Origin of the sequence: Malacoplasma muris, from assembly GCF_046774425.1 — a bacterium.
Taxonomy (GTDB): Bacteria; Bacillota_I; Bacilli_A; order Mycoplasmatales; family Mycoplasmoidaceae; genus Malacoplasma; species Malacoplasma muris.
Window position 1 is genome coordinate 831,718 of sequence record NZ_CP177248.1, and the last position, 24,876, is coordinate 856,593.

A 24,876-nucleotide genomic window follows, 5' to 3' on the forward strand; every position below is an offset into this window, starting at 1 on the left:
AAAATAATATTATGTAAAAAACATATTTAAATAAATAACTTATTTAAGTATGTTTTTTTTAACTCTTTTGTCAATAATATATTTTCAGAAAAATAATTAATTAATTTATCAATCAAAGATAAAAAAAATGCTATTTTTTGTTGTTCAGGTAGAGAAGGTATAAAAATATATAAATTTTCAAAATCACTTTTTGACAGTGTGTATCTGCTAACACCTTGTGAAACATTATAGAAATACTTTTTTACTCTTTCTGTTCTTAATTGATATGAAATATATAGTGGATGTAATCTATCATTAACTCTTAATAAATTTAAATGATAACTATATAATAAATATTGAGTATCATTTATGTTAATTAGAGAAGATAGACCTATATTTATTTTATCTTCTGAACTTGGAGTTAACAATATATCGCCTTTTTCTACTTTATATTTTTTATACTCTTCTTGAGTGAAAGTACAACTTTTAAATATATAATCCTCATCCAATTTTACATTATGAAAAACATCAGTAAAATTTACCATTTTCCCTTCATTTTCATTATCATTGAATACTTTGTCTATTCCAGCTCCAAAAATATTTGATCAATTAATTAATCTATCAAAAATTATTTCATTTTTTTCAAATCCTTTAAATCTTAATAATGGGAATTTATTATTGTCATGATTAAATAATAATTTATTTAAATAATATTTATAAAAAAGTTCATATAATTCTAATTTTCTCTCCCAAAGTGAAATTTGCTTGTCTAGAAGAGAAAAGAATCTAGCTATTTTTTGTTGTTCAAAAAATTCAGGAATAAATATTTTATATTTTTGAAGCATTGGCAATCTGATAGAGTCAACTGTTGCTTTAGCAGAAAAAGATAATAGATATTTTTTGATGTTCTTTTGGAATTCATAATATAAATATTTTAAATTAATTTTGCTATTAATTTTGTTAGATAGTTTATACACTCTTTGGTGGTAATCAAATTTACCATTAATGTAATGAAAAATATCTCCTATTTTTCCATCACCAGGAATTAAAATTGCTTCACCATTAAATGAATATGTATTAATTTTTTCTATATTTTCAGATCTAACATAGAAAGGATAGATTCCATTATCATTTTTATCTTTTAAATCTTTTTTGCCAGTATTTATATCAATACTTTCATCTAGAAATATTTGGTCTCACTCCCCTTCAAATCCTTTAAATCTTAGTAAAGGTAGAGATAATTGTGATTTATTCGTCTTTCTCATGTAATTTTACCTCATTTATTCTTTCTAAAATTTTTTTTCTAGTTTCAAAATCATGAAAATACAAATATACTTTATTTTTTGCCCTTGTCATTAAAGTATAAAAATCATTAAAAATAATTTTATTATTAATAATTTCATCATATTTCAGAGTAGAAATAATATATATGTCTTTAATTTCGAAAGAAATTAAATTATAAGATGTTCCACACAACTCTTTATTATCTGCATATGCAAACAAAGGAAAATCTTTACTCATAAAATTTTTTAAATTATAATTTTTTATTAAATTCAAATTTTCATTTTTATCATAAATTGTATAAGCAATTTTTCTTGAACTATTTCATTCAAAATTATAACTTTTTATGAATTCATTCAAATCATTAAAAACTTTTATTTCTATATCATTTTTTATAATATAATCAGGCAATTTAAATTTAATATCATTTAAAATATATTTAACTGTGATAGGATAATGTTGAGAAAATCTTCTTTTTACATCACATTTATATTGTATTTTTTTAACTTTATATCCTTTTGTAGTTAATAACTCATGTATTTTATCATAATCATTGCCTTTCCTTTTATTACAAAAATTTTGATATTTATCTCCAAATAATATAATTTTTTTAAATTTATTTTTATACTCAATTATTTTTTCAAAATCTAATTTTTGGGCTTCATCCACAATCAAAATTCTTTTTAACAACAAATAATTAAGTTTTAATGATAAATCATCAGGTATATAACTTGTATTTTTAAAAAAAATATCATTTCTTGCTTCTTTAATTTTATACATAACTCTATAATTATGAATTAACAGTTGACATGGTATATTTTTTTTGAGAAATTCAACTAAAAAATAGAAGCAAAATAAAGTTTTTCCAACTCCGGCCTCTGCATCAATAATAATAAAATCAAAATATTCAATTGAATTATTTATATTATTTATTAATGTTATTTCAGCATTAGAAAAATCTACATCATTTGTTGAAATATCTTTTATTTTATTAAAAGTGTCTACTAACTTAATACATGAACTTGAAGGAATATGATGTGAATTATAATTATTAGTTTCAAGAAGTAAAAGTAAATTATTAAAACTTTTATTGATATATATTTTTTTGATTTCTTCATTAAATACAAACACAATTTCTTTTTTTGTATTCTGATTATATGAAACACCATAATAAAGACATTTTTTGTATCCTAATATATATTTTTTTAACTGTAACATATGCCTTTTTAGTTGCGCTTCATTTGATTCATCTTTTGATTTTATTTCAACATTTATGAAGATATTTAATTCATCCTTAAAAAAATGAAAAAATAAATCATTTTCACAGATAAATACTTTTTCAAGGCAAGAAAAATTTATTTTTTTTCTGTATTCTGAATTACCAAAATCATTCAAAGATAAAAATTCATATATACTCTTTATTTCTGCAAATTTATCAATATCTATTAAGCAATTAATTTTTAGAATTTCTTTGTAATTTTTTTTAAATAATTCAAAGTCATATTTGTCATTTAACTTTGATTTATTTAATAAGTAATTCAATATTTCAAAATTGAGATTCATTATTTTGACTCCACTAATTCCTTAATCATCTCCTCAATTTCTTTTTCTGTTTCTGCTATTTTTAAATTTAATTCTTTTAATTCTCTATTAACTGCTTCAATATCTATTTCTTCTTCTTCCTCAAATGTATCTACATAACGAGTAATGTTTAAGTTGTATTCATTTTCTTTGATTTCATCTAAATTAACTAATCTAGAGTATTTTTCAATTTCTTTTTTATTAGCATAAGCATCTACAATTTTATTTATATTTTCTTGACTTAATTTATTTTGATTTTTACCTTTTTCAAATTCACGACTAGCTTCTATAAATAAAATTGGGTCATCTTTTTTTCTGTTTTTCTTGAATACTAAAATACAACTTGGAATACTTGTTCCATAGAATATATTTGCTGGTAAACCAATTACTGCATCTAAGTAATTTTGTTTTTCTATTATATATTGTCTAATAGTGCCTTCAGCTGCTCCTCTAAATAAAACACCATGAGGCATAATTGTAGCCATTGTTCCATCATCTGCTAAATGATAAATCATATGTTGAATAAATGCATAATCCATTTTTGATTTAGGTGCAAGTTTGCCATAATCACTAAATCTTGGGTCGCTTAAAAAACTTTCTGGAGCATCTCATGGCAATGAGAAAGGGGGATTGGCTACTATTACATCAAATTTCTGATCTAAATGCTGTGGATGTAAAATAGTGTCTTCAAGTCTTATATCAAAGTCATGATAATCTTTTCCTCTTAAAAACATATTCATTCTACAAAGGTTAAATGTTGTATCTTTTACCTCTTGGCCACATAATTTACCAACCTTTATTAATTTAGAAATTTGTAATAGTAATGAACCTGATCCACATGTTGGGTCATATGCATTTTTTAATATTTTTCTATCTGCCATATTAGATGTTACAATTTTTGCTAAAATTTGTGAAACTTCTTGAGGGGTATAAAATTCACCAGCTTTTTTGCCAGCTTCACTTGCAAAGTTTGCAATAAGATGTTCATATGCGTCACCTAAAATATCTATCTTTGCATCATCAAAGCCATATTTAATTTCATTCAAATTTAAAATAATATGTTTTATAGTATTGTTTTTTGCAGTTGGAGAATTACCAAGTTTTGATGATGCAAAATTAATATCTCCAAAAAGATTTTTAAAATCATTTTCAGAATCTAATCCCATTGTTGATTGTTCCACATTTTTTAAACCATCTTCGATATTAGAAAGAATATTTTCCCCATTATTTAGTTTTTCAACTCATGTTGAAAACAAGTCTTCTTTTTTAATGAAATATCCAAGGGTTTCTTTTAAAGATTTATCAGTTGCTTCTTTTATTTCTTGATTTTTTACATCTAAATACTTTACATTATCACCTTCAAGTAATTCATTTGCTAAATTAATAAATTTTTCAGAAATATATTTATAAAAAATAAATCCTAAAATATAATTTCTATATTCTGATGCATCCATTGTTTTTCGCAAAACATCACATATTGCATTCAGCTTACTGTATAATTCATTTTTTTGTTCAAAACTTGACATAATTTCTCCTTAAATTAATTACTGTTTATACTGTCATTTAATAAGATATTAACAACAAAATCATCATTATAAATATTGTCTATAAAATCAATAATTTTATTTATTAATTCTCTTTGTTTTATTATTCCTAATTTGTTATCATTTAAAACATTTCTTCTTATTTCTTCTGAATATAATATTGAATCTTTTTGTTCAATATTTTTTTTGCTAATAATTTCAATTAAATTAGTAGTGTCCAAATTATTTTCTTGAGCAAATTCTAGAATTTTATTTCTCATTTTTTCAATTCTAAATTCACCATACATTTTTGCTGTATGTTCGCTTAATTGAGATTCACTTATTTCATTATTAATCATTTGCATTTTTCATTTCTGAATAAATTCTTCAATTAATTTTGCTTTGGACTTTAAACCTTTTTTTTCAATTTCATCAATAATATTTTGTACATTCATTTCAAAAACATTTGTATCAGTGATTGTTTTTAATTTATCTAATTCATTAAGAATATAATCAACATCAATCTCATCAACTTTGATTACTTCTAATTCAAAATCGATTTCATTTAAAACAGATTCTTTATCATTATATCTTTTTGTTAATCTATGAATTTCTTTTTGAATATTTCTATATTCTTCAATAGTTTCAATTGATCAATCTATCATTTTTTGTTGAAATTCAATAAATGTTTTTGCAACTAAATACAATTTGTTAAATTTTTTCATTCCAATTACAAAATCTTTTTTAGCTGTTTCGCTCATTTCATTTTTAATATCCAAAACTGTTGGTCATCTAGAAACAATTTTTTCAATTTCAAAATTTGCTTGTTTTATTAAATTATCTAAAGTATCTTTTTCAAAAACTTGAGATAATGATTGATTATCACAATATAAAGATATCGCTTGATCAACATTCTTTTTAAATGTTCTAAAACTAACAATATTAGCTTTATCTTTTGATAAATCAAATACTCTATTGGCACGACTTATTGTTTGAATTAATTCATAAGATTTTAAACTTCTATCTAAATAAACTGTGTTAATTGGTTTTGCATCAAAACCAGTTGTTAACATTTTTACAACAATTACTAAATCAATTAGACCATTATTTTTGTTTTTTAAATTATTTTGAATATCTCTACTATATTGCTTGAAATCAAATTCATTATAGCTTTTATCATAATCCTTGTTATATGCTTCAAGAACTCTATTCAAGTTTTCTTTAGCATATACTACTTGACCATCATCTGATTCACTAATTTTTTCATCATTACTATTTTTGCTAAATAATACTGCTACTTTTAAATCAGAATGTGCTTCTCTAAATCTAAAATAATATTTGCATGCACTTTCAATATCTTGACAAACTAACATTGATTTATAAGATCTGTTGAATGTTTTTTTCTCATTTATTTGGTAAATATAATCAACTACTTTATTTATATATTGATCACTTTTGAAAAAACCTTCTGTATCAATTTCAAAAACTTCTTTATCTTTTTCAATGCCTTCTGACTCAATATCATCTCCAGGTTCTAATTTCTTTTTAGGACCTTTAATGTATTCAATTGTAAATGGTAATACATTTCTATCATTAATAGCATCAACCATTTTATAATTATGCAAACATTTACCAAATATTTCTTCAGTAGTATTTCCATCTTTTTGATTAGATGGGAAAATTGGGGTGCCTGTAAATCCAATTAATCTTGATTTTTGAAATGCTTTTCTTAGTTCTTTATGCATGTCACCAAATTGAGTTCTATGACATTCATCAACAATAAAAACAAAATTTCTATTTATAAATTCTTTATTTTTATTAACAAATTCACGATTATTTCTTGTTAATAAATTATTCATTTTTTGCATAGTTGTAATAATAATTTTTCTTGTAGGTTCAAGCAATTGTCTTTTTAATTCATCTGTACTATCTACACTTTTTACATCATCAGTTTTGTTTTCATTACCTAAAAATAAATTAAAAGAATCTATTGTTTGAGCATTTAAATCTAATCTATCAACTAAAAATATTGATTTTTCTATATTAGTAAATTTATTATTACTTAATAACTGTGCAACTTTAAAAGATGTTAAAGTTTTACCAGAACCTGTTGCATGTCATATATAACCATTTAATTTTGATCTTTCATCTAAATTAATAATAGTTTTATTTTGTTCTTCTGTATCTTTTATATGTTTAATAATTCTTTCAACTGCATAATATTGATATGATCTTAATATCATAATAGTTTCATTATTATCTTCAACAGTAAAAATCATATAGTTAATGATTAAATTAAACAATGTTTCTTTATTTAACATGGATGCAGCTACATCATAAACATTACCAAAACATTTATTTTCTTCGTCTTTTCATTCAAAATAAAATTTTTTTTGAATGTTATTAGCATTTGCAAAATATTTAGTTCTAGTTTTATTAGATATAATAAATATTTGAACTAATTTAAATGGACTATCGATATCAAAAGACTCTTTTTTATATCTACCAATTTGGTTAAAAGCTTCTTCAATGTCAATTTTATCTCTTTTTAACTCTATTTGAACAATTGGAATGCCATTGATAAATATAGTAAGATCACTTCTATTTCCTTCTCTTGAAGTTGAGCATTTATGTTTAACTTGTCTGCTAAATTCAAATATATTATTATCTAAATTATCTTTATCAAAAAGATTAAATCAATAGTGTTGATTACCACTATCTTTTGAAATCATTATTTTATCTCTTATTAATTTTCCATTTTTAAAAATACTATTTCTATAAAATGGTTTTAAAATAAGATTATAAAATTTATCATCATCTAATGATTTTCCATCTAATCCACCTGATGTATTTGCATTTAATCTTTCAATATGATATTTAATATTTTTCTGAATTGCTTCAATTGTATTAATATCATTAGATCTATCTTTATAACCTAGCTCAAGAAGCTTATTGCATAATTTTGTTTCTATTTCATATTCGCTAGTTAATCTATCTGACATATGTTATTCCTTTCTATTACATAAATTACTAATAATTTTTTCAAGCAATAATTTTCTATTACTATGCAGCTCATCTAAAAATTTAGATTTATAAAATAAATTAGCTTTTTTATCATTTACTTTATCTAAATTTATAAACTTATTTTTAAAGTCTGAAGTTTTAATAGATGCTATCCCTAAAGTTTTATTTATATACTGCTTAAACTCTTCTTCAAAATACATATTTAAGTACAGTCATAATTGTTTTGGAGTAATTAGATTTTTATTTTTAATTCTAAAAATACAGTATTGTGATGATGCCAAAAACATATCTATTGTTCCATCTATTAATATAAATTTAAAAGGCATTACTAATTTCATTAATATATCTCCTTTTAAAAGAAAATTTTTTTCATCTATTGATTTATCAAAATAACATTTTTCAAAATTGTAATTTTCCTTTGAAATTAGTATTGAGTTGTTAGTTGAGGGTCTATACAAATTATATGAATAAACATATTCACTTTTATCAATATCATTTAATTGATTTTGAGTTTTAAATCTATTAACACCTATAAAAATTTCACATAATTCTGATAATCTTATAATATTCATACTTTCTCCATAATGATATCCTATCATGATTTTTTGTTTTATGGACATAAAATATTTTTTTTTACTATAAATTTATATATTTGTTAATAAAAAAGCAAACTAATTATTTAGTTTGCTAAAATATAACTCAATTCATTTTTATTTATTATTAATATCCGATAATTCTTTTTTAATAGTTGGACAACTTTCAATTTTAGTTAATCTATCTTTAATTTCAATAATTTCATCATTTATAGAATCAATTTTTGTTTCTATAACTGTAATTCTATTATCCATTTCATCAATTTTATTTTCTATAACTGTAATTCTTTTATCCATGTAATCAATTTTATTTTCTATAACTGTAATTCTTTTATCCATTTCATCAATTTTATTTTCAATAACTGTAATTCTATTATCCATTTCATTAATTTTGACTTCTATATTACTGATTCTATTATCCATCTCATTAATTTTGGTTTCTATATTACCAATTGTATTATTAATTTTTTCAAGTTGTTGTAATATTAATTGATTTGTATTTGGTCTCATATTTTTATTGCCTTTTATTATTTTAATTTTCCCACAAATTGAAATTAACTGCAATTCATTTTGATCTTCTTGTATAGAAACAATAATTTCTTCTCCACTACAAATATGAGCTTCTTTAATAAAATTAATCAATTGATTTTTAATAAAATCACCAGATTGTATCCCATTCTTTTCTAAATTGATTTTAGAAATCATATTATTCTTTTTTATATTTATCTCCATTGATAGAAAAATATAAATTTTATATTGCTATATATAAAAACGAAGTATATTGGTTTTTTTTAGAAAAATTTTATAAAAATAAAATATTTTCAAAACTACTCTATTAAATTATTAATTTTCATATTTAATAATTTTATAAATAATTTTTATTACTAATATTGTTTACTTGACAATACCAATATTAAGCATTATAAAATAGTATAATTTTTATATGGGGTAAGCTATGAAAATAAAAAATAAAATCTGACATGTGGCTTCAATATTAGCAGTGTCACCAATACTAGTTTTTGCAACTTCATGTAAAACTAATTCTAATGTTAATTCAAACAATGTTGAAAATAATAACTCTAGTGTTAATACAAATGATAAAACTGATGTAACAAATTATGTTAATTCACTAAAACCTGCATTTAAAGGTAATACTTCAGACTATAAAGTTTCATATTTTACAAATGAGCAAAAAATAATTGAAAACTTTGATGGTTTACCAAAATCTCATGGCTCAATTGAAGTTCAATTTGTTGATGCAAAAGAAGGTACTAATAGTCAAACACTTGAAGTAAGATATATAATTTCTAAAAATGATTATTCATATTTATATAGTTTTTCAACTACTGGATTTAAAGCTGTTGATAAAATAAATGATATTAAAATAGTTGAAGATTTCATAAACAAATTAAATCCAACTATTAAATCAGACAAAGTATCTAGTTTAAATACAATCATTGCTTCTAGTATTAAAACACAAAACCAAGTGAATGCATTATTTGATGGATTGCCAACAAACAATGGAACAATTGTTGTTGAATTTGTAGTGAGTACAGAAGTAAAAAGTGGAACACTAGAAGTAAAATATATTATCTCATCTAATAGTTATTCAAAACCATATACTTTCTCAAAAGATGGCTTTAAAGTTGGTGAAGCTAACATCAGTGATAAGAATTCAGTATTGAATTATCAAAATAGTTTAAACCCATCTGTAAGAAGTGGAAAAGATAAATCTAATACTTTAGTAGAAACTTTAAATAATGAATCTAGTGTTAAAGAGTTTTATGATAATTTACCAATGAATAACAATTCATATGGAGTAGTTACAGAATTTGTTTCATCAATTGATAAAGGTAATGGAAACATTGAAATTAAATTTTTATTAACTAAAAATGATTATTCATCATTGTATGTTTTTAATGATAGTAATTTTAAAATTAATCCATTAACAGATGCTAAAAATTATATTGATAATTATGTTAAACAAATTAACATAACTTTAAAAGATGATAAAGTAGATCAAATTAAAAATACTTATGCATCAAGTATAAATACAGAAGGTAAATTAAATAGTTGATTTACTGGATTGCCAACAACTATTCCACTTGGTAATGATAGAAGAATTTGTCAATTAATTTCAGCAGTTCCATCAACTTATGATAGTTCAATTCTTGTTTTAACTTATATTATGGAAAGACTAAGTTATAAAACAACAATTTCATTTGAAATATCTGGTTTTAAACCATTAGATACTAATCATGATTCAAGTCTTTCTAACTTTAAAGATTTTTCACAAAATAATACATTTAGATTAAGATTTGGTGTACAAGATGGGAAATACTTCACAGAAGGTACAGCATGAAGCTGACATGTAGTTGATAAAAATGCCAATAATTTTGATTGATATTTAATGACAAACCTTCATGTTGTAGATAATGTAGTTGCTGATATTAGTGGCAATTGAAATAATGGAAATATAAATGTTGGAGCATTAAGAACTTATTATCAAAATAATTATGTTTCAACATTTCCAATCTCAGACAGTAAAGAACCATTTCAATTAGTTTCATATAGTAACAACAACACTGCACAAGCAATAATAAATGTTAATCCTAAAATTGGGTTAAATGAAAGCAGTCCTAATTACATTCCAAATGCTCCAAATGTTGTTGATAAAACACATGTAAAATCTATCAAAATAATTCATGATTTTAACAATGATAATATTGAATTATTTTCTAAAACAACAAATGGGACAAGCAAAAATTACAATTTAGATATGGCTATTGTAAAAATAAGTTTAAGTTTTGGAGCAAATACTGACTATCTAAATCCAAATTATGTAAAGAAACCAATTTATCAAAAATTCCTAAATTTAAATAAACAAGCTAAAAATGTTGACTCAAATAATGGAATTAATATATCAGGTATTCCATATAATAGTTCAAAGCCAAAAGAAACTAAAATAGTAAATTTTAATTCAATTTCTAATGTTAATCCAAGATATGAATATTCTAATTTATTATATAATAGTTCTGTTTTAAGCGATTTACGTGGTCCTTATTATTACCTAACATTACCAGAAAATAAATTTCAACTAACTGGTGGAGCATCAGGTTCTGCTGTTTATCAACTTGAAGACCCTTATAACTATGTAGATTATGACAAAATAATTCCTGTTGGAATATATTGAGGTCATGATTCAAATAGAAATGGCCTTTATCAAAGCCCTGATAATACAATGCCTTCATTTCTACCATTCGTATTTAATGGATCTAATAATGATGATGCACATTACAATATTTGAGAAAATTTTTATAATAGCTTTTCAGTAATTCAAAATCTGTAAAATAAATTTTTAACATGATAAAAGTAAATCAAAAATAAAATGTAATAATGGAAAAATTAATTTATAATTTCAACATCTATTTAAATTTATTTTAAAAACATTTATAATACATAGTGCATAGGAGGTATTATTATGTTTGATTTCAAAAATGTAAGAAATTTATCTGAAAAAGAACTTAAAGAGCTTTTTGATGAAACTGTAAATGCTCCTTTAGATGAAGAGCTTATAGAAATAGTAAAAGCTCTTGCAGATAAATAAATCACTGTATAACAGTGATTTTTTTAATATAACTAATGATAATTATATGATTAGAAAAAATATTTATATTAAATGAAAACTTAAGTAATAACACTTTTTTCAACAGTTGATAATATTCCAAACAAATGCAAATTATTTAGAAAAGAAAATAAAATTTTATTTTTGAAATGTTAAATTAAATGAAATAAATAGATTATATAAAATAATTTTAATCTAATTTCAGATGTATTCATTAAAACACTTGGAAAAATAGACAGTATAGTTTATTCTTTGCTTGATAAATATTTTGAACATAGAAATCAATTAAGATTTGTTTCTAAGTTACTAATAAGATTACTCATGCACATGCATATTCAAATGGTAATAAAAGAACTGCTATAGTATCTGCATGCCTTATTTTAAATTTTTTTTGGTTTTACTTAAAATTTCCTAACAATAAAGAAAAATATATTTCACACCAAGAAAATTTGATGATTGATATTTTGTCATGAAAAAAAAGAAAAGAAAATCCAAATTTTCACATTTATCAGAGGAAGCATTAATTGATGAAGTGCATATTATTCATTAATAAATACAATATAACTATTTTTTTAAAATTATGTTTTTTATCTATGTGAAAAGGAATTTATAAAAATATTTATCTTAAATTAACAAAATACTAATATAACTAATAAAAATCTACAACTAAATAGTTGTAGATTTGCTCGATTGAAATATGAAGTGCAACACATATTGTAAAATATATGTGCACTTCATTTTTTTTGTTTACATAAAATAGGACAAAAGAAAAAGGTGCCCTTAGTTTTCCACAACAGCGAGACACCCACTATGTTATACAACCATTTATCAGAAAAAGAAAGAGCAATAATTGAATTTATGTTCTATCAAGAAAAAGATCTTTAAACTCAATTGCAAAAGAATTGAATAGACATAGATCTACAATATCAAGAGAATTAAAAAGAAATGAATCTTGTGGAATATATAATTCTAATAACGCTCATAAAAAATATTTAAATAGAAAATGAAATTCTCATGCTTTTTATCTTGATAGATACAAAAGCTTTACAGATCTATTTTTAGATAAATTTAGAAAAATAGATCATGGAGTTGAAGCAACTTGTCATTATATTAAAAAAAATTATCCTTGTGTCAAAACACCAAGTTCTAGACAGGTTTTTAATTGAATAAAATCCAATAGATGAAAATTAAAAAGGTCAGATAGACTTAGAAAAGGATATGTAAAAGGAAGAAAAAGACATAAAGGTATGTTTTCTAAATTTGATGAAAAATATGTATTTCCTTTTTGAGCTAGACCTTCCAAAATAGAAAAAAGAGTAGAATATGGACATTTTGAAGCAGATTTAATTATTGGAAAAAGAAAAGCTGGATATAGTAATTTGCTAACTCTAGTAGAAAGAGTTACAAGAATGACATATATTATTAAAGTCAAAAATAAAAATTCTTTTACAATAAATTCAACAATTAAAAAACTAGTTGAACAAAATAATTTAAAAGTAAAAACAATCACAATAGATAATGGAATTGAGTTTAATAAAATAGGAATCCTTGCCTATTGATTAAATTGCAAAATTTATTATTGCGAACCATATGCTTCATTTCAAAGAGGAAGCAATGAAAATGCTAATGGTATTATTAGAAGATTTTATAAAAAAGGAACAGACTTTGATTTATTAACAGATGATGATGTAGTTAGACTACAAAATAGGATAAACCTCATGCCAAGAAAAATGTTTGGTTTTAAATCAAGTTATGAAATAAATAAACATTATATAGAAAGGTAATAATAACTCATAACCATTTTATTGGCTATGAGTTATAAGTTGTGCTATTATGATGTTGCACTTCATATTTCATTCAGGGAAATCTACAACTAAATAGTTGTAGATTTTTCTGTATTAATATTTTATATTTTTGATAATTCAACCTTTATTAAATAACCATAATAATTATCACCATGATTTTTATATTGAATTCCATTTTTATCAAGTTCTAATTCAAATAGATAATCACCTTTATTTTCTATAGGAACTGTAGTGTTCAAAAATAAGTAAATAATATTATCAGTATTTGCTGGTTTAAAATTTGATACAACTTGTCCATAATAGTTCATAGACACTGTTAGTCCAAAATATTCAAATGCTTCTTTAATATTTGAATATGGATAATATCCATTAGTTAAAGTTGTTAAATAGTCCAAACTTAAATTAAAATTAAAGAATTTTTGTCTAAATTCAAAATTATATAATTTTTTATAAGTTTGTAATTCTAAATAATAACTTCTGTCTGATAATTCACCAATACTTACATTGGGATCATTATAATCATATGCATTATATTTAGATTCTACTTTTAAAGCATTTTCTTTTGAATGTGCTTTTGAATCTAATGAATCAGGTTTTATATTTCATTCAAATTTTGATTCATTTGTAGATTCAGCTGGTTTAGTAGCTGGTTCTTGTGGCATTTGACTATCAACATCAATTTCTGTATCTCATGTTGGTTTTTTGTTTGTTTGTTCTCAATGTAAATTACTTTGTATTCCCAAAACTATTGATATTGGAAATACAGAAAAGCAAGTCATCTTTGAAACTAGTCTTTTATGTTTTCTTTTCATATTTAATATATTTCCTAAAATTAAAAATATTATATACTTGCCATTTTCAATAAGCAAGTAAAAAGCAGTAAAATAAAAATCACTATCTATTAAGATAGTGATATACATTAGTTTTGTTATAATATTGATACTAAAATTGTTTGTGTTTGATTACTTGTAGGAACATTTTTTAAAAAAACACTATTCATTAAAAAGAATATTATTGCACACAAAAACAAGACTACTGTCAAACAAATCATAAATGCAAATTTATTTAATTGTCAAAATCTAACAAATTCATTATAGTTATAATTGTAATTTTGAGCTTCTTCTCTAGAGTGTCTCCATCTATATGCAACATAAGCACACAATATAGCCAAAATTAAAAATATAGTTCCTATTAGATAATATACTCAGTGCTGAGCACCACCATAGACACCACTATTATCTGTAGCACTATTTAACACAAATAAATAATTTAAAATATTATAAACTTTCATAACAATATTTTATATTAAATAATCGCATTGTTGAAATGTATTCATTCAGTTTTTTTGTTTGGTAATAAAAACATAATTGAGAATGAATTAAATGCACTATGATAGACTATATAAAATGTTTTGCAACTATTATATAAATTTACATACTCTTCAACATTACTTATTTTTTTAATTATTTTTTTGTAAATAGATTTTGCTTTTGCTGCATTTACAAAATATACTTCCTTTAAATCTTCGCTTACATCTAATCCACTTCAGTAATAATATCCATAATCAGTATTAATAAAGAAGTCATTTCTTTTAAATGTATAATCAGCAAGATCAATACAAAATGTTTCTAAATCTCTTAATAAATTATCCTTAATTTCTAATGTATCCAATAATTGTTCAATAGACGTGTTATATAATTTATAAAAATAAACTGCAGGGGTAACTTTCTTTTGATCAAATTCAATTATCTTACTATTGTATCTAAATCCTGTTTTAAATCCTAATTTCTTTGCTAATTTTTTACTAACAATGGCTTTATTTCTTGCAGCTCATATTATAATGTCAGCATTATTAGTGTAAACATATGATTTTATAAATAATGATAATAATTCAGTAAATATTTTATTTTCTCTATGGTCTTTATCTAATCAAAATGATAATTCATCATGAATTCCTCATTTCTTTATATATACACATCCTATTAATTGATCATTTTTAGAGATGATAAAAAATTCTTTTGATCTTTTTATTAATTCATAAAATTCATTTTTTGATTCTATTAAACTCATATCTAATTGAAAATTAAATAAATCTTCTCTATTATTTTCAAGTAAAACAAATAATTGCTTAGATGTTTCAGTAGTTACTTTTTCTAATTTAAATGTATCATTAAACACTTTAACTGATATATTATTCATTATTGCCTCCATCTAGAACTAAATAAATTATAAAAGTTATTCAAATAAAAAAAACATAAGATTTACTCTTATGTTTTTATTAATTATTGTAAGTTTAATTGATCAATATTAATTTCAAATAAATTTTCAACATTCTTGTTTGCTTTTACATATCTTGCAATTAAATTTGCAATAGAAACTATTATTCCACAAACAAATACAATATCTACTAATAATATAGAAATTGCTCCACCACCTAAACTAAATTCTCTTTCTTGTGTTGAGTTATTTATATTAACAGTAATCATATTTGCAATAATAGGTTTTTTACCAGTAGTAAAATCTGCCATAGCTTTAGCTTCATCTATATTTCATGGACTACCTAAGAATGCAATTATAGTTGTAAATATTAATACAAACAATGTTATGCCAATTGTTCAATAGAAATATGTTTTACTAATAAAATTTGGTTGAAATTTACTATATAAAACAATTAAAACTATTGAAGAAATTAATGCAATTACTAAAAAGAATACTGCAGCAATTCCTATTCCACTTAAACTTGCACTAGAAGTACCATAACTAGTACTTAAACCCAAGTTTTTAAGCATATCTGTTGTTCCATCATTCCTAATAATATTCAATAAATCTTTTGTTACTAAAGATGCACCTAAAAATAGAAGTGTTGATAATAAAGCTACTCCAACTCAAACCATTGATAAAATTAAAAACAATTTATTTAAAGAATTACTAGATCTTTTGTTATTCATATATCCTCCTAATTCTTACCATCTTGCTTTTTTGGAGCAACTTCAATTAATGGTTGACCTTTTTCTATTTGGCCACTTGTTTTTAATATCTTAACATTTCTACCTTTTAGTGATTCATCTAAAACAATAATAGGTGTAATTAAAGATTTTGCATGTTCTTTAATTTGTGCAACTTTAAATGTAGCAATTGCATCTCCCATTTTTACTGAATCATTTGTTTTCACTTTTGGTGTAAATGGTTTTAATTCTTTACCATCTTTATCTTTTAAATTAATAGAATCAATTCCAATATGAACTAAAATTTGTGTTCCTTTTTTAGATTCAAAAGTATATGCATGACCAGTATCAAATACTAATGATATTTTTCCACTAATTGGAGAAGATAAATTTCCATTTTTTGGAAGTATAGCAATACCTTGTCCCATTATTGATTTAGAAAATGTTTCATCTGGAACTTCTTCAATAGGAACTATAGTTCCATCAAGCGGTGATTTAATAATTATTTTTTCATCACTTACTTCTAGATTATTACTAGTAGTATCCTTTGAGTGTGAAATTGGTTTAGATTTTTTATTATCACCAAAATAAACATCATTTAGTTTTGGATTTTCATTAACATCAGAGATGATATCATTAATTTCGTTTTTAATTCTATCAGCTTGAGCACCATAAATAGCATATACTGATTGCTTACTTGGTTTAATAACACCACGTGCTCCCAATTCTTGAGTTAATTTATCTCCATCAACTATGTCTTGATTATCAACTTGAATTCTTAATTTAGTAATACATGCATCAACATTTTTAATATTGCTTAACCCACCATAAGCATTTATTACTTCAATTGCTAAAGCACGATCTGAAGAAATATTCATATTTAATTGTTGATTATTTGAATTAATATCTTTATTTTTATTTAAGAAATCTTGTTTATTAAATAATCTTGTATTTTCACCACGTCCTGGTGTATGTATATCAAACTTCTTAATTAAGAAGTAGAACAAGAAGTAGTAAATTGGTGCATATGCTAAACCAATTAATAATGCTCATCAAGCATTTGATCCAAATTGAATTTGAATAGCACCATAAATTACTCAATCTAATAATCCACCACTGAATGTCATACCAATATGAGGCGCTAATCCTGGGTTACCAGCTGCAGCAGCTGCTAAACCAATTCAATTCATTAAACCAAATGATAATGCACAGAAAATTGCATGAACTCCTCAGAATAATCATGGAGCTAAGAATAAGAATGTAAATTCAATTGGTTCAGTAATTCCGGTTAGTAATGATGTAAATCCAGCTGAAATTATAATTGAACCTGCCATTTTTCTATTTTCTTTTGGAGCAGCCATAACCATTGCTACTGCAGCTGCTGGAAGTCCAAACATCATGAATGGATATTTTCCTTGTAAATATTGACCAATATTTACACCTGTTGCCCCATTAGCTGGTTGTAAACCACTTATACCTTGTAAAGCTGTTAAATCAGAGAAAGTTAAAGTATGTATTGCTCCATTACCATTTAAAATTTCTACTTGTTTACCAACTAAATAAGAATTTGCAAATGCTCATAGTGTTTGATCACCAGCAATTGATCCTGCTTGAGAACCACCAGTATATCCACCAAGCTGTTGAGCAATTTGTAATCAAGTTGCTTGTGCTCCATTAATTGCTAATGCAACTCCACCTGAAGTGATTGCATATGCATTTAAGTTTAATTCCCCACCAACATTTGAATATCATAATGGCGAATAGAATGCATGGTGCAATCCAAATGGAACCAATGCTCTTTCAATATATCCAAAAATGAAAGAGTTAAATCCATACATGTTACCACCTAGTGCTCCACCAATAATACCAAATAATGTTCCAATTAATGGTCAAATAATTAAAACTATTAATGTAATTGGAAATAACGTAAGAAATGTAACTATTGGAATAAATCTTACTCCATTAAAGAAACCAATTACTTGTGGTAATTGTATATTTTTAAATTTATTATATAAAAATGCTACTGTAAAACCAACTATAAATCCACCAAATACTGATGTTTGCAATTGGTTAATACCCAATACTGAACCAAATAGTGATTTAGGTAAACCAAAATTTGCATTTCCTAAAGCACCTGGTCCATAGAAAAGTAAATTATATCCTAAAAGATTACCTGAATTATCATTCACTGGTTGAACTAATGCAGATTGAAGACCAGCAAAGACTAGAAATCCAATAAGAGCTGACAAAGCAGCAGGACCTGCATCCTTGGTGAATGCAATGGCAATAGCAATTGCAAATAATACTGGTAGTGCACCAAAAATAACATCACCTGGAACTTTTAAGAAGTTTCCAAATAACATTAATCCAGCATCATTACCTGCATTATTAACAATTGCAGAACCAACACCAAGAAAAATTCCAGCGATTGGAAGCATTGCAATAGGAAGCATCAGTCCACGAGATAATTTAGCAATAAATTCTCTGGCAGAACCAGAATTCTTTTTTTCTTTTTTTGAACCAAAGAAGTTTTTAAATTTAATACCAAATTTTTGTAAACTTGTGTTCATATTTTCCCCTTTCTTTTATTTTGTAAAGCTGAACATATTCTCTTGATTAAAACTATAAATTATCATTGATTTATTTTTATAAAAAGAGTACTTTACTCTTGAATTATATTCCAATAAATTAAATATGTTGATTTTTTAATATTTGTATTGTTTTATTCAATGCATTTATGCTTAAAAATGTAAATAAAAAAACCATAATTAAACAATTATGGTTAATTAATATTAATTAGTATTATTAGATTCTTTCCCACCTGTGTAACCACTGCCAGTGTCACCACCAGTATTTCCTGAGTCTCCACTACCACTACTAATATTTGCTCCCTTTGTATAATAACTTACAAGTGAGTCATATGAAGCATCACTTGCATCTAATTTTTGAGGAGTTGTCTTTTTTCTAAATGCTATCATTCCAGAAGTATCTGCAAAAGATCCATTTGGTCTAATTGATTTAATATATGTAATAAATTCTCTATACACTTTTGCCTGCTCATCAGTTCTTTTATATGTATTAACTTTATAACGATATGATTCAGGTAATGTTTTAGCATCATATTTATTTGCAATGTCTCCATTTGCTTCAGCTATTACTTCATCCAATGTGTATTTATCAAAAGGAGAATTTATTCCATCTAACCCGTTATTATTCAATCCAGCATTTCCATTATATGGAGCAACATCAACATACAATATTAAACTAACACTATAATTTAGCAATTGACCATTACCCAATGAATTATAATCAAAGAAGTTTTGAATAAAAACACTTGATGAAAAATTCAGTTCATCCTTTTTATCATTTCCAGTACCATCATTACCATTTGGCCCATATAAGAAATTTCTAAATGATGCATCAGCTGTTGTTCCATAAACAAAAACATAATTACCATCATTATAATTTGATCCATATGCTAATGATTCAATTGATGTGCCAGAACCATTTAATTTTGTGTACATTTCTGAAGCAAAATTTTTAGTAACAAGTTTACCTTGAGTACTGTTTATTGTTTGACTACAACTTGTTGCTACTAATGATACAGAAAATCCTATTACTGGAACACAACTTAATAAAAATAATGTTTTTTTCTTTATATTCATAACAATTACCTATCTAAAACATAGTAAGACATAACTATAATATTATATATTATTATTCAAATTTATATTTAATGCAATATATAAAAATTAATATCTAATATAATACTATTAAATATTAATTTTAAAAAATAATTATTATAAGAATGATTTCTATAATAAATGTTTATATTAAATTAAAGTATTAACAAAATCTTTAATTTCATCAAAATTTAAAGGTTCAGTAATAGATTTTGCAAATTGTACATATGCAATTTTATTATTTTCATCTAATACAAATACTGATCTATAAATCAAACAAAAATTTGCTATATGAACCCCATAATCTTTAGCAAATGAATGATTTTTATAATCTGATAATGTGATTACATTATCTAAACCACTATTTCCACATCATCTACCTTGTGCAAATGGTAAATCTGCACTAACATTTAAAACAACAACATCGCTATTTCCTGAAAACAATTCATTAAATTTTTTTGTTTGAGCTTCACATACACCTGTATCAATTGATGGAAAACAAGAAATAATTTTAATTTTTTTATTCGCAAAATCACTTAATGAAACATCATCTAAATCTTTGTTAGTTAATCTAAAATCAGGAGCTTTTTCTCCAACCAATAATTTTTTATTTTCTAATTTTAATTTTTCACTTATTAAATTTGCCATAATATAATTCTCCTAAATAATTATGTTTAAAATTATATATTATAATTTTTACATTCTATTATTAAGGTGTTGGAAAAATATGAAATTAACAAAAATAACACCTAGAGGGTTTTGCAAAGGTGTTGTGGATGCTTGAGCTCTTTGTAGAAAAGTTGCTAAAGAAAATCCTAATAGAGAAATATATTTAATTGGATGATTAGTTCATAATAAAAATATGATTGAAGACATTGAAAAATTATCAATCAAAACAATAGATGACGTACATATTTCAAGAGAAGAAATTATAAATAGTATAGATAAGAACAAAAATCCTATTGTTATTTTTAGTGCACATGGAACAAATCCAAAAGTTATTGAATATGCAAGAAATATCGGATTAGAAGTATATGATGCTACATGCGTTTATGTAACAAATGTTCAAAAATTAATAAAGGAAAAAATAAATAATGGTTATCAAATCATTTATATTGGAGTAAGAAATCATCCAGAAAGCAATAGTATACTTTCTTTACATTCATCAATACAATTTGTTTCTGATATTAATGATATTGATAAAATAGTAATTGATCCAAATAATAAAATATTTGTAACAAATCAAACAACAATATCAATTTATGAATTTTATGACATAGTGAAAATACTTAAAATAAAATATAAAAATATTGAGTTTAAAAATGATATTTGCAATGCTGCAAAAGAAAGACAAGAAGCTGTTATAAATATGGATGATACAATAGATTTACTATTAGTAGTTGGTGACAAAAAATCAAACAATACAAATAAATTGTGTCAGATGGGAATTAAAAAAAATGTTGAAACATATTTGGTAAGTAATTTAAGTGACATTGATTATAATTGATTTATCAACAAAAAGCATGTTGGTATAACATCTGGATGTTCAACTCCCACTTGAGTTACAAATTCAATTATTACAAAATTAGAAGAATACATAAGAGGACAAAATGGAAAAAATAATTGTTAATAAAGATAATGATTTGACAAAAACAGAAATGAAAAATGTTTTTGTAGATTTTGCAAATCATGTCAAAAAACTATATAGATCAAAATATATCATTTGAAAGGCAATAATTTTTTTAGTAGTAAGTTTAATTGTTTTTACTATATCCTTTGTATTAAGAAATATAATGTTAAATAGTACAACACAATCTTATCAACTAATGCCTGGTTTTTTAGATATATATATTATTGGTAATACTGGTATAGCATTTAGTGGTTTAAGTGATGTAAGCAGTAGTGTGGTCTATTTTGTTCAATCATTACCAATTATTATTTCAATTGCTTTTCTACTATTTACTAAATCTATTTCAATTGATATAGGTTTATCACTGGTATTAACTGGTGGATTATCTAACATAATTGATAGAAGTTTATTTGATAACTATACGCATTTACAAATTAATGGCGAAAATGCTGTGGTAGATTATTTACAATTTTCTTTTATTAAAGGTTCAGCAATATTTAATTTTCCTGATGTCACTGTGATTGTAGGTGTAATTGTTATTGGAATAACACTTCTTATTCAATTTTTTAAAGAATGAATTAATGATAGTGAAGATAAAAAAAATAAATCAAAGTTAAATCAAAATACAGACAAAACGTTAAGTGAAGCTGAAAAAGATAATATCAAAAAAGAAAATAATGCAAAAATACAAGAATTTCTTTCAAAACAAAAAAAGAATGGTTCTAAAGATGGAAATACAAAAAATTAGAATTGATATGCATTTAGCAAAAATATCAAATATACCAAGAACAGAAGCACAAAAATTAATTTCTAATGGTTGTGTAAAAGTTAATAACAAAGTTATTAATAAAAACAATCAATTAATTAATCCATTAGTAGATAAAATTGAGATTAATAAAATTCATTCAAAAAATGAAAATACTAAAAAAGAAATAAATTTTTCCATAGAGCCATTTAATAGTAATCTAGAAATAGTATATGAAGATGAATATTTATTTGTAGTAAATAAAGACAGTGGAATAATGGTACATCCAACAACTTTTAATGAAACAAATACTTTAGCCAACATAATTAAATATCATATTTCTAAAAATAATATTAATAGCAAAATAGATGATATTAGAATGGGGATTTGTCATAGACTAGATAAAGATACATCAGGTCTTATTGTAGTTGCCAAGGATGATTTAACTTATCAAAAAATGGTTAATCTATTCAAAGACAATAAAGTAGAAAAAACTTATACTGCCTTGCTATTTGGAAATTTAGAAAGTAAGCAATTAGATGTTGATGCTCCAATTAAAAGAATTGATGGCACAAACAAAAGAGAAGTTAGTACTGATTCTGATGCAAAAGATTCCTTTTCAAGTTTTACACTATTAAAACAATATGAAAAATTTTGTTTAGTAGAAGTAAAAATTAAAACAGGAAGAACTCATCAAATAAGAGTTCATGCTAAATATATTAAGCATAATGTTATTAATGATCCAATATATGGTATAAGTAAAAACACAACAAAATATGGACAGTACTTAGTTGCTAATAAAATAAAATTTATTAATCCAATAAACAATAAATTGATTAGTGTGAGTATTGATTTGCCAAAAGAATTTAATGATTATATAAAAAAGAATGGGTAAATAATTATGGATTTAATAATTGATTGTTCATTAAACTATTTAGAAATAGGATTAATTAATAATAAAAATATTGTAGATACATTTTTTGTTATTCAAAATAAAAATTTAACAAAAATATTAATCCCTTCAATAAATGATTTTTTAAACAAAAATAATATAGATAAATTTTCAATTAAAAATCTTTATATCATTAATGGCCCAGGCTCATTTACATCAATTAAATTAATAGCAATTTTAGCAAATGTTTGAAAAATATCATCTAATATCAATCTATATGAAGTAAATACATGTTTATGAAATGTTAATAACATTAATTGTTTTTCATATCTTGATGCTAAAAGTTCAAAATGATACGTTCAAAAAGTTGAAAATGGTGTAATAAAACCTATTTGTATTTTAGAAAATAATGATTTTGAATTTGAAAGAAATAATTTTATAAAAAAACACAAGTTTTATTCAATTGTAGATTGTAATCAAAAACAAACTATGTTTGATAAATGAAATTATACAAAACATAGCTTTAATAAGGTAAACAAAATTACACCTTTGTATATAAAGGATTCAGTCTAATATGTTAAAAACCAAGATTAATCATAATGATATTGAAAAAATAAAAGAAATAGAATTAATAAATTTTCCAAACAATAACTATTCATATGATGAATTAAATCATTTTAATAACAATGATAATTTTAAAATAATTGTGACAAAAGAACACGATATTCTTGTAGCATATTCAATAATATTTATTGCAAAAGAATGTATAGAAATTTATAAAATATTTGTTGATAAAAATTATAGAAAAAAACAAATTGCAACTAAAATTATTGAAGATATAAAAATAGAGTACAATAGAAAAATAATAATTGAAGTTAGTGATAGAGATAATACTATTGAATTCTATAAAAAAAATGGATTTAAATTAATCCATTTAAGAAAAAACTATTACAATGATAAAAGTAATGCATACATTATGGAATGAAGTCCTAAATAGGATTTCATTCTTTTATTTCATAATCAACAATTTCTCCACCACTTATATTTAAAATTGCATAAGTTGGAATTCCTCTAGAATTTCTTGGTCTAATTAATGATCCTGGATTAATTCTTAAAATTTCATCTTCCTTTTCAATTTCTTCTTTATGTGTATGACCTGTAATTGCAACATTAGCTCTATACATTTTTGCAGTTTTAATTATTTGTTTTGAAATTAATCCTTTAAAAATTGAAAATTGATTTCCATGTGTTAAAAAGAAATTAATTCCATCAATATTAAATAATTTAACTGGATCACCTTCATAATCACAATTTCCTTTAACAAAAAAATCAACATTCCTTGAAATAAAGGCAACATCTACCTCATAATCACCTGCATGAATAACATAATTAGGATTTTCATAATTAATTACATCTAAAAATACTTTTTTATCACCATGTGTATCAGAAATAATCAATATCTTTGTCATAAAATTACCATAACCTTTGTATAATATGTAAATTTTAAACTCCAATTTTAAACTATGATAAAAATATTTAATTAATTCTATATAAATTAATATTTACATTT

22 protein-coding genes are annotated in these 24,876 nt (G+C 23.5%); 8 read left to right on the forward strand and 14 right to left on the reverse strand.

The window, feature by feature from the left end; all coding sequences use genetic code 4:
- Positions 1-26: 26 nt before the first annotated feature.
- The 6 genes from ACLFO7_RS03390 to ACLFO7_RS03415 form a co-directional block, all read right to left on the reverse strand.
- Positions 27-1,244 carry a restriction endonuclease subunit S gene (locus ACLFO7_RS03390; protein ID WP_412032103.1) on the reverse strand — a complete coding sequence of 406 codons (1,218 nt, stop codon included), beginning with the start codon at positions 1,242-1,244 and terminating at the stop codon, positions 27-29.
- Positions 1,228-2,823, reverse strand: coding sequence for a DNA/RNA helicase domain-containing protein (locus ACLFO7_RS03395; RefSeq protein WP_412032104.1), 1,596 nt, complete (start codon positions 2,821-2,823; stop codon positions 1,228-1,230). Before ACLFO7_RS03395 ends, ACLFO7_RS03390 begins: the two co-directional genes overlap by 17 nt.
- Entirely contained in the window at positions 2,823-4,367 is a 1,545-nt protein-coding gene (locus tag ACLFO7_RS03400) for a type I restriction-modification system subunit M (protein WP_412032105.1), read from the reverse strand. Before ACLFO7_RS03400 ends, ACLFO7_RS03395 begins: the two co-directional genes overlap by 1 nt.
- A gap of 14 nt (positions 4,368-4,381) precedes the next feature.
- Positions 4,382-7,366 (reverse strand): type I restriction endonuclease subunit R, encoded by a 2,985-nt coding sequence (locus ACLFO7_RS03405; RefSeq protein WP_412032106.1) that lies wholly within the window; start codon positions 7,364-7,366, stop codon positions 4,382-4,384.
- A gap of 3 nt (positions 7,367-7,369) precedes the next feature.
- Positions 7,370-7,960 (reverse strand): hypothetical protein, encoded by a 591-nt coding sequence (locus ACLFO7_RS03410; protein ID WP_412032107.1) that lies wholly within the window; start codon positions 7,958-7,960, stop codon positions 7,370-7,372.
- 138 nt (positions 7,961-8,098) lie between these two features.
- Complete coding sequence (locus tag ACLFO7_RS03415) at positions 8,099-8,713, reverse strand: hypothetical protein (RefSeq protein WP_412032108.1); 615 nt, start codon at positions 8,711-8,713, stop codon at positions 8,099-8,101.
- 223 nt (positions 8,714-8,936) lie between these two features.
- Here ACLFO7_RS03415 and ACLFO7_RS03420 point away from each other — a divergent pair, with 223 nt between their 5' ends.
- From ACLFO7_RS03420 to ACLFO7_RS03430, 3 genes are all read left to right on the forward strand, one after another.
- Positions 8,937-11,330 (forward strand): DUF31 family putative serine protease, encoded by a 2,394-nt coding sequence (locus tag ACLFO7_RS03420; RefSeq protein WP_412032109.1) that lies wholly within the window; start codon positions 8,937-8,939, stop codon positions 11,328-11,330.
- A 132-nt stretch (positions 11,331-11,462) separates the two neighbouring features.
- Positions 11,463-11,588, forward strand: a complete 126-nt coding sequence (locus ACLFO7_RS03425) for a hypothetical protein (RefSeq protein ID WP_412032110.1) — start codon at positions 11,463-11,465, stop codon at positions 11,586-11,588.
- Between the two features lie 920 nt (positions 11,589-12,508).
- Positions 12,509-13,390 (forward strand): IS30 family transposase, encoded by an 882-nt coding sequence (locus ACLFO7_RS03430; RefSeq protein ID WP_412032033.1) that lies wholly within the window; start codon positions 12,509-12,511, stop codon positions 13,388-13,390.
- 122 nt (positions 13,391-13,512) lie between these two features.
- Here ACLFO7_RS03430 and ACLFO7_RS03435 read toward each other — a convergent pair whose 3' ends face one another.
- The 7 genes from ACLFO7_RS03435 to tpx form a co-directional block, all read right to left on the reverse strand.
- The gene (locus tag ACLFO7_RS03435; protein WP_412032111.1) at positions 13,513-14,223 is read right to left on the reverse strand and encodes a hypothetical protein; all 711 of its coding nucleotides are present in this window, start codon (positions 14,221-14,223) and stop codon (positions 13,513-13,515) included.
- A gap of 116 nt (positions 14,224-14,339) precedes the next feature.
- Positions 14,340-14,702 carry a hypothetical protein gene (locus ACLFO7_RS03440; protein WP_412032112.1) on the reverse strand — a complete coding sequence of 121 codons (363 nt, stop codon included), beginning with the start codon at positions 14,700-14,702 and terminating at the stop codon, positions 14,340-14,342.
- A gap of 14 nt (positions 14,703-14,716) precedes the next feature.
- On the reverse strand, positions 14,717-15,610 hold the full coding sequence (locus ACLFO7_RS03445; RefSeq protein ID WP_412032113.1) for a GNAT family N-acetyltransferase: 894 nt from the start codon (positions 15,608-15,610) through the stop codon (positions 14,717-14,719).
- Between the two features lie 83 nt (positions 15,611-15,693).
- Positions 15,694-16,359 (reverse strand): hypothetical protein, encoded by a 666-nt coding sequence (locus tag ACLFO7_RS03450; protein ID WP_412032114.1) that lies wholly within the window; start codon positions 16,357-16,359, stop codon positions 15,694-15,696.
- Positions 16,360-16,367: 8 nt separating this feature from the next.
- Positions 16,368-18,926: a glucose PTS transporter subunit IIA gene (locus tag ACLFO7_RS03455; RefSeq protein WP_412032115.1), complete on the reverse strand. Its 2,559-nt coding sequence runs from the start codon at positions 18,924-18,926 to the stop codon at positions 16,368-16,370.
- Between the two features lie 222 nt (positions 18,927-19,148).
- The gene (locus tag ACLFO7_RS03460) at positions 19,149-20,021 is read right to left on the reverse strand and encodes a hypothetical protein (protein WP_412032116.1); all 873 of its coding nucleotides are present in this window, start codon (positions 20,019-20,021) and stop codon (positions 19,149-19,151) included.
- A 168-nt stretch (positions 20,022-20,189) separates the two neighbouring features.
- Positions 20,190-20,687 carry a thiol peroxidase gene (gene tpx / locus ACLFO7_RS03465; protein ID WP_412032117.1) on the reverse strand — a complete coding sequence of 166 codons (498 nt, stop codon included), beginning with the start codon at positions 20,685-20,687 and terminating at the stop codon, positions 20,190-20,192.
- Between the two features lie 79 nt (positions 20,688-20,766).
- On the opposite strand from tpx, the gene ispH reads away from it, so the two are divergent.
- From ispH to ACLFO7_RS03490, 5 genes are read left to right on the forward strand one after another with little or no spacing between them, the layout of a single operon-like run.
- A complete protein-coding gene (ispH, locus tag ACLFO7_RS03470; protein WP_412032118.1) occupies positions 20,767-21,669 on the forward strand; it encodes a 4-hydroxy-3-methylbut-2-enyl diphosphate reductase in 903 nt (300 codons plus the stop codon).
- A complete protein-coding gene (lspA, locus tag ACLFO7_RS03475) occupies positions 21,650-22,417 on the forward strand; it encodes a signal peptidase II (RefSeq protein ID WP_412032119.1) in 768 nt (255 codons plus the stop codon). The genes ispH and lspA overlap by 20 nt, the downstream gene beginning before the upstream one ends.
- Positions 22,398-23,309 (forward strand): RluA family pseudouridine synthase, encoded by a 912-nt coding sequence (locus ACLFO7_RS03480; protein WP_412032120.1) that lies wholly within the window; start codon positions 22,398-22,400, stop codon positions 23,307-23,309. The genes lspA and ACLFO7_RS03480 overlap by 20 nt, the downstream gene beginning before the upstream one ends.
- A 6-nt stretch (positions 23,310-23,315) precedes the next feature.
- Complete coding sequence (locus tag ACLFO7_RS03485) at positions 23,316-23,879, forward strand: hypothetical protein (protein ID WP_412032121.1); 564 nt, start codon at positions 23,316-23,318, stop codon at positions 23,877-23,879.
- 1 nt (position 23,880) lies between these two features.
- The gene (locus tag ACLFO7_RS03490; protein ID WP_412032122.1) at positions 23,881-24,303 is read left to right on the forward strand and encodes a GNAT family N-acetyltransferase; all 423 of its coding nucleotides are present in this window, start codon (positions 23,881-23,883) and stop codon (positions 24,301-24,303) included.
- Here the strand turns inward: ACLFO7_RS03490 and ACLFO7_RS03495 are convergent.
- Positions 24,296-24,775 carry a YfcE family phosphodiesterase gene (locus ACLFO7_RS03495; RefSeq protein WP_412032123.1) on the reverse strand — a complete coding sequence of 160 codons (480 nt, stop codon included), beginning with the start codon at positions 24,773-24,775 and terminating at the stop codon, positions 24,296-24,298. The genes ACLFO7_RS03490 and ACLFO7_RS03495 overlap by 8 nt on opposite strands.
- Positions 24,776-24,876: the final 101 nt, after the last annotated feature.